The sequence below is a fragment of the Aquifex pyrophilus genome (assembly GCF_054656935.1).
Window position 1 is genome coordinate 44,908 of the sequence record NZ_BAAHXJ010000004.1, and the last position, 12,413, is coordinate 57,320.

General features: G+C 38.6%; 7 protein-coding genes and 1 tRNA gene. 6 read left to right on the forward strand and 2 right to left on the reverse strand.

The window, feature by feature from the left end:
- Positions 1–60: 60 nt before the first annotated feature.
- On the forward strand, positions 61–3,084 hold the full coding sequence (locus ACYQZ0_RS03010) for an AAA family ATPase (protein ID WP_459775054.1): 3,024 nt from the start codon (positions 61–63) through the stop codon (positions 3,082–3,084).
- A gap of 36 nt (positions 3,085–3,120) precedes the next feature.
- A tRNA-Pro gene (locus ACYQZ0_RS03015) sits at positions 3,121–3,193 on the forward strand.
- A gap of 3 nt (positions 3,194–3,196) precedes the next feature.
- Here the strand turns inward: ACYQZ0_RS03015 and ACYQZ0_RS03020 are convergent.
- A complete protein-coding gene (locus ACYQZ0_RS03020; protein WP_459775056.1) occupies positions 3,197–5,617 on the reverse strand; it encodes a cellulose synthase subunit BcsC-related outer membrane protein in 2,421 nt (806 codons plus the stop codon).
- A 35-nt stretch (positions 5,618–5,652) separates the two neighbouring features.
- Here ACYQZ0_RS03020 and ACYQZ0_RS03025 point away from each other — a divergent pair, with 35 nt between their 5' ends.
- Genes ACYQZ0_RS03025 through ACYQZ0_RS03040 form a run of 4 tightly spaced genes read left to right on the forward strand, consistent with a single transcriptional unit; the run spans position 5,653 to position 11,823 of the window.
- Positions 5,653–6,423 (forward strand): hypothetical protein, encoded by a 771-nt coding sequence (locus tag ACYQZ0_RS03025; RefSeq protein ID WP_459775058.1) that lies wholly within the window; start codon positions 5,653–5,655, stop codon positions 6,421–6,423.
- Between the two features lies 1 nt (position 6,424).
- Complete coding sequence (gene bcsA / locus ACYQZ0_RS03030) at positions 6,425–8,650, forward strand: UDP-forming cellulose synthase catalytic subunit (protein WP_459775060.1); 2,226 nt, start codon at positions 6,425–6,427, stop codon at positions 8,648–8,650.
- Entirely contained in the window at positions 8,643–10,847 is a 2,205-nt protein-coding gene (locus tag ACYQZ0_RS03035) for a cellulose biosynthesis cyclic di-GMP-binding regulatory protein BcsB (RefSeq protein ID WP_459775062.1), read from the forward strand. The genes bcsA and ACYQZ0_RS03035 overlap by 8 nt, the downstream gene beginning before the upstream one ends.
- Positions 10,837–11,823: a family 8 glycosyl hydrolase gene (locus ACYQZ0_RS03040; protein WP_459775064.1), complete on the forward strand. Its 987-nt coding sequence runs from the start codon at positions 10,837–10,839 to the stop codon at positions 11,821–11,823. Before ACYQZ0_RS03035 ends, ACYQZ0_RS03040 begins: the two co-directional genes overlap by 11 nt.
- Here ACYQZ0_RS03040 and ACYQZ0_RS03045 read toward each other — a convergent pair.
- Positions 11,820–12,413 carry a tRNA threonylcarbamoyladenosine biosynthesis protein TsaB gene (locus ACYQZ0_RS03045; RefSeq protein ID WP_459775066.1) on the reverse strand — a complete coding sequence of 198 codons (594 nt, stop codon included), beginning with the start codon at positions 12,411–12,413 and terminating at the stop codon, positions 11,820–11,822. The genes ACYQZ0_RS03040 and ACYQZ0_RS03045 overlap by 4 nt on opposite strands.

Below are 12,413 nucleotides of genomic sequence, written 5' to 3' on the forward strand. Positions count from 1 at the left end.
AACTTGACAAAAATTTACTCAAGAAATATTATAAAAGACAACAAAACAGGAGGTAGGGTAATGATAAGTGAGAACCTCTTTTCCGCTAAATCCCTTGAGTATCTGGAAAGGGCAAAGGAGATAGCGAAAGAGTTTAAAGACACTAAGGTTGATACTGACCACCTTATGCTCGCATTACTCAGTGATGAGAAATCCCCTTTAACAAAATACCTTGAAAAGAGGGGAATAGAGAGGAAAGAATTCCTGAAAAGGGTAAGGGAATACCTTGAAAATTTGCGTTCCCAGTTGGAAAAGGCGGTAGAAGCGGAAGCCCAGAACCTAATAAACCTCAGAACCCAGATAATGGAAGTTAAGTCAAACATAGGAAACGTTCAATCGGAATTATCAAGGATAAGAAGCGCAAAGGAAAGGCTCCTCAGGGAGCTTGAGTATGCGAGGAGATACGGGGACTGGTGGAGTGCGGAAACCTTAGAGCTTGAACTGAGACAGCTTGAGGCAACCGAGAGAAATATAAGGAGACAGCTTGAACAGGTTGAGAAAAGTCTGAGTGCGGTATTCCCTCCCGAGGATGTAAAGGCATTCCTTGAAAACAAACTCTCAATAGATGGTCTCATAAGGAAGGCTCTGGAGAAATCCTCACTCATAGAACAGGTGAAAGAGCTCGGTATATCTCCCGACAGGGTGATGGACAAGATAGCGGAAAAGGTTTTCGGTAAGAAGCCCACTTTTGATTACAGCCAGTATTTAACCCAGGTTCTTGAAAAAGCTCAGGATAAAGCGGTATCAGAGGGTGAGTCACAGGTAAGCCCCGCTCACATAGCGGCTGCATTAATAGAGGCAAAAGAAACCATAGCGGGTAAATTAATAAATCAAGTTTTAGGAGGTGAAAAAGAGATGAAGAAGGACGTAACTCAGGAGCTCAAAGAGGAAGAAAAGTCTCCCCTTGAGCGTTTCGGTGTAAACCTGAACGAGCTTGCAAGGCAGGGCAAGCTTGACCCCGTAATAGGAAGGGAAAAGGAGATTAACCAGGTTATAGAAATACTCCTCAGGAGAACGAAGAACAACCCCGTTCTCGTGGGAGACCCCGGAGTAGGTAAGACCGCAATCGTTGAAGGACTTGCCCAAAGGATAGTTAACAAGGAGGTTCCCCCTGAGCTTCAGGATAAGGAGATATGGTCCATAGATATGGCTTCCCTCCTTGCGGGTTCAAAGTACAGGGGAGAATTTGAAGAGAGATTAAAGGCTCTGCTTGACGAGGTAAAGGAAAAGGGTAACGTAATACTCTTCATAGACGAGATACACACCGTTGTAGGAGCAGGTGCTGCGGAAGGTGCGGTTGACGCGGCAAACATAATGAAGCCCGCACTGGCAAGGGGTGAGATTAGAGTCATAGGTGCCACAACCGTTGACGAATACAGGAAGTATATAGAAAAGGACCCTGCCCTTGAGAGAAGATTCCAGCCCGTATTTGTGGATGAACCCACCGAAGAACAGACGATAGAAATCCTCAAGGGACTAAGACCAAAGCTTGAGCAGTATCACAAGGTAAAGATATCCGACGAAGCAATAGAGGCTGCGGTTAAGCTCACGAAGAGATACGTAACATTCAGAAGACTTCCCGACAAGGCGATAGACGCCCTTGACCAGGCAGCCGCGAGGAAGAAGCTGAAGGTAATAGGCGTTCCTCCCGAAGTTCAAGAAATAGAGAGGAAGATAAAAGCCCTTGAAGAGGAGATAATAGAGGCAAACCTTAAAGGCGATTACGAAAGGGAAGCCCAGCTAAAGATACAGAAAGCCCAGCTTGAGAAACAAAAGCAGGAGCTCCTCAAGAAACAGGGCGGAGTTGAAGCAAAGATTAAGGAGCTTAAGAAGAAGATAGAAGAGCTTGAGGAGAAGATTAAGGAAGCTGCGGAAAAGGGAGACTACGAAAAGGAAGCGGAGCTCAAGATAGAGAAGGTCAAGCTTGAGAAGGAGTTAAAGGCTTTAGAAAATCAAAAATCCCAGGAACTCGTCGTCACGTGGGACGACGTTGCTGAAGTCGTATCCGAGTGGACCGGCATACCCGTATCAAGACTAAAGGAAGAAGAAACCCAGAAGCTCTTAAGACTTGAAGAAGAACTGCACAAGAGGGTTGTTGACCAGGACCATGCGGTAAAAGCTGTAGCGGAAGCTATAAGAAGGGCAAGGGCAGGACTCAAGGACCCCAAGAGACCTATAGCGAGCTTCCTGTTCTTAGGACCCACAGGTGTAGGTAAAACCGAGCTCTCAAAGGCACTTGCAGAGCTTCTATTCGGGGACGAAGACGCTCTCATAAGGCTTGACATGTCTGAGTTCAAAGAAGAACACTCTATCGCAAAACTAATAGGTGCACCTCCCGGATACGTTGGATACGAAGAAGGCGGAAAGCTAACGGAAGCGGTAAGGAGAAAGCCCTACTCCGTTATACTCCTTGACGAGATTGAGAAGGCACACCCCAGAGTTCTTGACCTCTTCCTCCAGGTTCTTGACGACGGAAGACTCACCGACTCCCACGGAAGAACCGTTGACTTCAGAAACACCGTTATCATAATGACCTCAAACATAGGTTCTCAATATCTCCTGAACATTCCCGTGGATGCGGACGAGGAAACCCTAAACAGGGAGTTTGAAAAGGCTAAGGAGAAGGTTCTTGAAGAGCTTAAGCTCTACATGAGACCCGAGTTCATAAACAGGATTGACGAGATTATCGTATTCAAACCTCTCACTATGAAGGAGCTTTCCCAAATCATAGACCTCCTTATAAACAACGTTAACAAGAGACTTGCGGAAAGGAACATAAAGATAGAGCTAACGGAAGAGGCAAAGAAGGAACTCGTAAGGAGAGGATACGACCCCGCGTTCGGAGCAAGACCCTTAAAGAGAACAATCCAGAAATACATAGAAACACCCCTTGCGGACAAGATAATCAGAGGAGAGATAAAAGACGGGATGACGGTAGTTGTGGATTATAAAGACGGAGAATTCGTATTCATTCCCAAGGAAGAGTATGAAAAGCAAAAGGCAACGGTTTCCACGGAGGAGAATAAAGAAAACTCTTCCTCCTAATCTCCCTTTTTCTTTTGCTATATTTTTTTATCTGAACGGGGCGTAGCGCAGGTGGTAGCGCGCTGGCTTCGGGAGCCAGAGGTCGCCGGTTCGAGTCCGGTCGCCCCGATACTCAGAAAATCTCTTTAAAGTATTCGTTTGTCTTTAAACTTCTTTCTTCAATATTCATAAGGTAGTCAGTTCCGCTGAAGTAGTAGGTTATAAAACCTCCCGCTCCTATAACCGAGTAATCCTTTGAATTGTCGAAGGCAACAAAACCTGTTATGCTTAACTTTCTATCAAATAAGTGTATGAGATAAGCCCTAAGGGAGTATCCCAATGTTTTTTCACTTTTCCCATTGTAATAGGTAGAGTCGTCACTAAAGGGAAAATTCCTTGTAGGTTCTTCCTCAAAACTCAAAAAGCCTATAGTCCCACTTAGCCTTCCTACAGTATCCTTTGAAAACTTCTTCCTTATATCCCCAAATATTCCAACCAAGAGGAATCTTTGAGGACTGAAATATCCCCCGTGTCCAAATGTATAGAAATTTGTGTTTTTATCAAAAGCTTGATAAAAAAGCATGGGACCAACTATAAAATGTTCGTATCCTTCAAACATTTCTGTTGTATTGTGTAGCTGTACATAGGGCAGTAATGTAAGCTCAAAAGCTTTATTTTCTATAGTGTTTTCACCTTTTATTCGGTAAGAATACTTGTTTTTAAGGGATATTCCAAAAAATTTTGATTGAAGTTCAAGCCTTAAAGATATGCCCTCTTTTGTAACCCTTCCCCATTTAAGCCCATTCACTTCGTTTCCTGAGAAAGATAATAAGCTTTCTTTTATAGGTTCTTTGTAGATTTCTATATAATTCTTTTTATAGCCTAATCTAAAGTTATAAACTAATTCGGGGGAAAGCACAAACCCTATAGGTGTTGTTGAAAGATATATTTCTCCCGATATCCCCTTGTAATGGATGTAATAAATCCTTACGTAAGGGGATACTCCATAAACGGAGGATTTATAGCTATCGTCTTCCTCTCCCAGTCCTACATTTGCCCAGGTATTCCCTTCTGGCTTTCCGCTATCCAGATAGTAAAAATCTAATCCCGTAGCCAAATCGTAAGCTTTTATTTCTGATTCCTTTAGTCGAAAAACCTCAAGTGTAAATCTGTGAGAGAATAAAGCTCCGGCACCTTTTTCCCCACTTTTGAAGGAAGAGAAGAGACCAAAACGTAAACCTGATTTAACCTCTCCTTTTAGTTTTTCCATAAGCACGTAAGAGTAGGAACTATTCTCCTTTCTCACTTCTTTCCTTATTTTTTTTTTGAAATTCTCCTTCTTTTCTTTACTGCTTTCTTCTCCAATAAAGGGAAGTTCTTTTAACTCTTCCTCAGTTTCTACTTCTTCTATTTCTTCTGCAAGCTCAAACATATCTTCTTTCTGAACTTTAGCATAGCCCTTTTTCAATTTATTCAACACCCTTAGTGCGTCCTCCTTTTCCCCAAGAGCGTAATAAAGCTGAGCTATCTTGTACATAAGCAGTCTATCTGCTTCCTTTTCAGCGAGTTTTAAATACTTTTCCGCCTCATTTTTATCTCCTTTCTTTGCATATGCAAGAGCCAATGCATAGTAAATGCTTGGAGTTTCTTTATACTTAACTATTTCCTTGAAAAGTTTTAAAGCTCCATCGTAATCTTCGAGGTTAAGTAAAGCCCACGCCTCAAGCTCCATAGCCTCTCTCATATTAGGTCTGTACTTCTGTGCCCTTTTAGCGTACTCGTATGCCTTCTCGTAGTTTCCCTTCTTAAGAAATAAATAACCTTTCTTAACGTAATATAGGGCGTAAAGGTTTAATAAAGCTTCACTATCTAACTTCCTGAGCTCCTCAGAGGAAAGAGAATTAATAATTTCCCTAACTTTATCAAGTTGTCCTTCGTTTAGAAAAACAAATGCAATACTTAACTTATCCGCAGGGGTTAGGAGTTCAGGTTTACTTCTATAAACCTTGAGCATATATTTCTTAAAGTTTTTTTCATCAAGAACATTCTTATATGCGTATGCCAGCAGTAAGTAAATCCTATACTTATCCTTATCTCTCTTAAATTTTTTTGTTTTTGTATAATTTTTTAAATACTCAATTGCCTTGAAGTAATCCCCTAAGTTGTAGTAAGCTATACCTAATGCCTTTAAATTGTCAGGGGTTTTTGGTTTCCTTTCAAGTATCTCTATGGCTTTTTGTGGGTCTTCTTGGATATACTTCCATATAACCAAGCTCTCCTTTAATTTTCTCTTTGATTTTTCTTTCTTAGATTGTTTCTTTAATTTGCCTTTTTTTTCTTCCTTTTTTTGCGTATTTTCAGAAGATTCTCTTCTTTCCTCTATTTTTTTGTTTTTTAGCAGTTCCTTGTACTTCTTCGCTTCTTCATAAAGACCTTCTTCCTCAAGTTTTTTAATAATTCTTATTATCTCATTCTCCGTAAGGGAGAAGGTGGGGAAGCTTACAAGAAGTAGGGGAATATAAATTAATAAACTTATTACCCTTCTCTTTACCATTATATTTATTATATTAATACAAAAGGGGGTTTGTTATGTATATATCTTTAGAACTCCAAGAAAAGATTCTTAAACTCCATAATAAGTGCACAAGCCAAGGGAAAGTAACGGTAGTAATTCTTAAAAATATACAGGACTTTGACCCTTCCTACGTTGAGTTTGAGAATAAGATAAAAACATCGTCCGTAGCATCCTATATGGATATAAAGGTATATGGTTATAACTTTGAAAACGATAGAGAGGTAGAAAACGCATTTAAGTTTATAAGCTATGAAAATCCAGATGTAGTAATTATTCTTTCAAATTCCATAGGTTCATCTCTACATAAGAAGTTACTAATTGAATTGAGCCACAAGGAAGACATAGTTCTATGCACGCTCGGACAAAAACCAATAGGAACAAACGGAGAAATATTCTTTGACATTATCTTTTCAAGTGGAGAGGAGTTTATAAAGTTTTTTGAGAAAACCTGTGAGGTTTTCAGACAAGTTGAGAAAAAAGCTAATCATAAACTTATAGAAGTTAAAGATGCTGAAGATGTGTTTAAAAAGTTTTCACAAAAACACCAGAAGTATGAAGAAGAACCTAATAATTTGAAGGAAATTTTAGAAAAGTATGAAGAACTTAAAGAGGAAGTGGTAAGGTTAAAGGAAGATATAGAAGTCATAAAGGAATTTATCCTAAAAAAGCGTGAAATTGAGAAGGAGGATAAAGATTCGGAAAGTGGGAACAACGTAAATATACTAATAAACTTGCTTAATGTAGCACTATTGATTACTTTAATAATACTAATACTTGTGGGATAAGATGTTTAAACTTTTTAGCAATATAAGGGCAGTAGAAAAGCTAGCGTGGTTAACACTTCTAACCTTATTAGTTATATTTCTTATGCTAATATCTGTAAATTTTAATATGCATTCTCAAATTCCTCTTGGATGGATTATATTTGGAATAAGTTTTCTATTTGCTTTAGCATTCTACTTCTATAGGAGTGAAAACTTTTTAAAGAAATTTCTACTTACTGCGATTATAATCCTGGCTTCTTTTAATGTATTTAAGTATTTTTACTGGAGAACTACGGTTTCACTAGTTAGCGAAATTAAGTTTCCAGATTTTATACCGGCATTAATGCTTTACCTTGCGGAAGCATATGCGGTCTTTTTGTTTTTTACCGGTATTTTTGCTTCATTAAGGCCATTGAATAGAAAGGTTATTCCGTTAAATACATTTAAAAAAGATGAACTTCCAACGGTTGATGTTTTCATTCCCACCTACAATGAACCATTAGAGGTATTAGCTCCTACTGTATTAAATGCTCTAAAGCTTGAATACCCGAAGGATAAGCTTAAGGTTTACATACTCGACGACGGGGGAACGGACCAGAAATGCAACGACCCGGACCCTGAAAAGGCAAAAGAGGCAAGGGAACGGAGAAAAAAACTTCAGGAATTTGCCAAGAAGGTGGGAGCAATATACCTGACGAGAAAGGAAAACACAGGAGCTAAAGCCGGGAACATAAACGAGGCTTTAAAGAAAACAAATGGGGACCTAATACTTATACTTGACGCGGACCACATACCTGCAAAGGACTTTCTGGAAAACACGGTGGGATGGTTCATAAGGGACCCTAATATATTCTTAGTCCAGACGCCTCACGCCTTTTACAATCCGGACCCTATAGAGAAGAACCTTCGTATTTTTGAACATCAGCCACAAGAAAACGAGATGTTCTATAAGTGGTTACAGAAAGGTCTTGACTTCTGGAACAGCTCCTTCTTCTGCGGTTCGGCCGCGTTGATAAGGCGAAAATACCTTGAGTCGCTTGGAGGACTTCCCGGTGATTCTATAACCGAAGATGCGGAAACTGCCCTTCTCCTCCACTCAAAAGGACTAAAAAGTGCCTACATAGGCATACCTATGATAAGAGGATTACAACCCGAAACCTTTTCAGCACTTGTCACACAGAGGATAAGATGGGCTCAGGGAATGGTTCAAATCTTTCTCCTGAAAAATCCCCTTCTCCTTCCCCTAAAGTGGTATCAAAAACTAAATTACCTTGCAGCAAGTGTTTACTGGTTTTTTGGATTCGCCAGATTTATATTTCTGATAGCTCCCTTTTTCTTTGTATTTTTCGGAATGAAAATATACAACGCTTCAGTTTATGATGTGCTGGCACTTCCCCTACCTGCCCTTTTCTCCTATTATCTCGTATCCTTTGTTCTTTACAGAAATGTAAGGGCATTCTTATCCTCCGAAGTTTATGAAAGTGTCCTTTCCCTCTTTATTTTTCCCGCACTTATTTCCGTAATAAGGAATCCCAGGTCTCCAACTTTTAAGGTAACTCCAAAAGGGGAAAGGGTTGAAAGAAATTTTGTGTCTCAACTTTTTCTGCCAGTGGTTCTTCTCTGGATACTTACTATAATTGGGATTGTTACCGCTTTTGTTAAATTTTTCCTTTATACAGACCAGAGATACGCGTATGCTATTAACTTGGGCTGGCTCTTCTTTAACTTTGTTAACCTGACCGCGGGACTTGCAATAGTTTCTGAAAAAGCTGAAAAGAGGAAGTTTTTCAGAGTTAAACTTGATGCAGAAGTTGAAATAATAGAAAATGGAAAATCCATAAGAACAAAGGCTATAGATATATCCCTAGGCGGAATAGCGGTGGAATTAACAAAAGAACTTAAAAATTACCTTTCTCGTTTTAAAGAGGGAGAGGAAGTTGAGTTTATTATTACGAATCCCGCAAGGGAAAGCAGACTTCTTAAAGGAAAGTTTTATTACGCGAGCGGTGAAAAATTAGTATTTACATTTGATTATACAAATTTATCATTCCAAGAGTTTTTGAGTGAAATAATTTTTGGAAGAGCTGATAACTGGATTGTTTACGAAAGAAGGAGACCTATAGATTACTTCATTCTTATAAAGAAGCTCCCTGAAATACCCAAGCTAGTATATTGGAAAGATATCTTCACGCTTACTCTCGCTAAACTGAAAGAACTAATTTTCTGGAGGAGGATTTTGAATGCGTAAATTGCCACTTATAATCTTGGTTATACTGATAGGTTTTTCTTTTGGAAAACTGAAGGAGTCTAAAGGCTACGTAATAAAGAAAAATAAAGATGGAACTTACACTCTAAGGATATATCTGAATTATTACGACCTAAGTAAAGAAGTTTTCCACCTGAGAGGTGATGAAGCAATATATAGGTTTAAATTTCCCATACCGGATAGATTTATTCCTCTCAGTGGGAAAGTTGTACTCAAATACGTATCTTCTCCCCTTCTTGTAAGCGAAAGGTCGGAAATTATTGTAAAGCTTAATGGATATGCCCTTGCATACAGGAGAATCGGTGATGAATATAGAAATAATATATTTTCGCCCGATGTGATAAGTGTAAATGTAGATGGAAAACGTTTTAAGGATTATAACTCGCTGGATATAGTTGTTCATCAGCATTATACCATAAAATACTGTGAAGACCCAAGTGCACCCGAGCTGTGGACAGACATATATACGGGAGAGAGCTACATAGAGATAAATTTCGTTTACAGGATAATTCCCGATGAGATGGTTTCCCTCCAATCTTACATATACGACCCTAAATACCTCTACTTTGATAGAGTCAATATAGTTATTGATACTGAAGCTATAAATGGGGATTACCTCAAAGCTCTATCCCTTTTTATAGGCAGCCTCGCAAATATATACAAGTATGTAGATATCAAGATAAATGTCAGTGATACGTTATCGGAAAAGGGAGATAACTACATAATAGGTCTTAGAAATTTCGTAAGTAGTTTAGTGAAGGAAAAGATTGATAAAGATTTTTTAATAACTTCTAATCCCAAGAATCCGGTATTTAAAAATATAGTTATAACGGGTGATACTTATAGGGACTTATACCGCAGTGTCCTAATAAATTTCATAGGAAGGATAAATTTATTTAAATCAAGAGGTATTAAGATTGTAAAGGAAAAGATACCCGAAAAGCTTCCTCCTTATTCTGCCCCAGGATTTATACCTACAGGCAAAAAGGTATATTTAAGGGACTTGGGGATAAAAACTACCACTCTGGGGTACGGATACGAACCTGAGCTGAGGATACCTTACAAGATATACCCAGACATTCTTTGGGGAGATAAAGATAAAATAACCTTTTACCTTGATATGGAATATCCGCCCGTTGTGAGAAAAGATTCAGTAGTTAATGTATTTGCTAATGATATTTTCTTAACTCAGATACCGGTTGTAGGTAAAAAGAAAGAGGAACACTTTACATTTTATGCTTATACTCTTCCTAAAGGTAGCGGAAATTTTAGGATTTCTCCATCTCTTATACCTTTCAAAGAAGGATTTTGTGAAATTTATAATAGGAAAAATCTTGTTATAACACTAAAAGAAACGTCCTATATATATCTTCCGAAAGGTATCCATATAACAGAAATGCCTTACCTGGAGTTTTTCGCCTCAGCGGGATATCCTTACTCCATATACGGAGACCTCCAAGATACAGCCTTAATTTTAACCTCTAATGACCCAGATACCGTGGCAGCAGCCCTTAAGATAGTTTACTTTATATCCCAAAGAACGGAATATCCTCCTTTCTACCTTACCGTACTTACAGTTAATGAACTGGGGAGGGATAAAAGTGTTCTCAGGAAGAACCTTATAGTTGTTGGTCCTTACAACAGCAACCTTGCTAACGTATATACGGCTGGAGCTGTAAAACTATTTATTGACGGAAATACGGGTTACACAAAACCCCTCAAGTGGAGCTTCAGGGATGTAGTTTATCCCGTAAGCGAGCTTGATAAGAAAAAACTTGAGAGGGTAATAAGCCTGATTACGGCGAACGGAGAAATAGCTTCATTCATACAGATGTTTGAATCTCCTTACGAGGATGGGAAGACAGTTACGCTCGTTTACTCCTCGGATACGGAGGAGTTAAAGAGTTTTGCAAATCTTATATTTAACCTGAGCACCTCTTATTACATAAAAGGGGATTTCCTTATATACTTTCCGAAAATAGATGAAGCTTACTCCTTTTACTTGAATGAGAAATACGTTGTGGGTAAGGCACCACAACCTACAAAGGTTAAGTATGAGCTGAGCAAGGACTGGAAGAAGTATCTATTGGTTGTTCTGCTTACCGCGATAGCAATCGGTATAGTTCTTTACATACTTCTTGAACTCTACAGAAGGAAAAGGCATAAAAATGTTGAATAAATTCTTCCTTCTTCTTTTTTCCGTATTTCTCTTATCCTTTACCGAAAAATTTTCTGATACTCTGTTTAAAGCTTACGAAATTTATCTAAAAAATGTCATCCAAGAGGACGGAAGGGTTATCGATTGGCATAATAATGGCGTTACTCATTCGGAAGGCATAGGATATACTCTTTTCCTATCCGTTATTTTTGGAGACAAGGAAACCTTTTACAAGGTCTTAAGGTGGATGGAATACAATATGGGATTTAATAAATTCGGACTAATTCCCTGGTTATGGGGAGAAAAGGAAGGTAAATGGGGAGTTATAGACTACAACGATGCTTCCGACGGAAATATGTGGATAGCTTACTCCCTGCTCCTCGGCTATGAGAAGTGGGGAGATAAAAGCCTTAAAGAATTAGCTCTAAGGATAATAGAAGCAATAAAAGAACACAATATTTATAAGGGTGAAAAATGCTTATACATCCTGGGCGGTTCAGAGGGTTTCCTGAATGATAGATACGTAGTAATTAATCCCTCATACTACTTCCCTCCCATATTTGATAAGTTTTACAAATACGATAAGGACGAAATCTGGAAAAAGCTAAAAAAAACTACAGAAAAAATCTTTAAAAAATTCGTTGTAACGGATATACTTTTATATCCTGAATGGGTTTACATAAATAGGAAAAGCTGTAAAGCTGAAGAGTTCAAAGGAGTGATGGGTTTCAACGCCATAAGAATTCCCATATGGATACATCTTTCGGAAGGATTTGGGGAAGTCAAGAGAAGATTAAAATCTCTTGCAGAAGATTTTAACACAAATCCTAAAAAGGTGTGTTCTTATGTATCAATGGATTTTTATTCCTGCAGAACATACTTCTCAATCTCACTCCTTCCCTACAACAAAGCTCTTAAAAAGTTCATAAAGGAAAACTTTGAGGAGAGGAATTACTACTTTTTATCTCTGTATATATTTGCAAACCTAAGAAATTAACCAACGGGTGGCTTAACGTATATAGGTTCTATGCTAAATACATTTTCCCCTTCGGGATTTTTCTCAAGAAACCTGTAGGCGTATATTCCTCCATATGCGGAAAAGGGAAAGAAGGGATAAAAAAACTGCTTATCCCCGAGTTTAACTTCTTTGAAGATTTCCAGGGATATACCGGTTCCCTTAAGACTTTCCCCTTTGTATATCTTTATTTCACTTTTTTTATTCTCTTCAACAATCTGGTAAAAAACGTTATTGCTTACCTTCAGATAGGGAATTTTGGGGTATTCAACGTGTGTGAACGCCGAAAGAAGCTCAAGATTCCTAAAGGAGACTATAGGTTTTTTAAGCGTATAAGCCCACGTTTTTACAAAGGTGACTCCTATTCTCAAAGAGGTAAGATATCCGACTCCGACGGAAACCGCAAAGGCGTCAAAATCCTCGGGTCTTATACATAAATCGTTCAAAACTTTCGGCATGTTTTCAAGGGTTTTCTTATCGCTATCTATGTAGTGGAGAAACTTAACCTTTCCCTCTTCGATTATTGAGAGGTTAAGAAAGGAGTAAGAAGTGTCTATTGATAGTATTCTCAT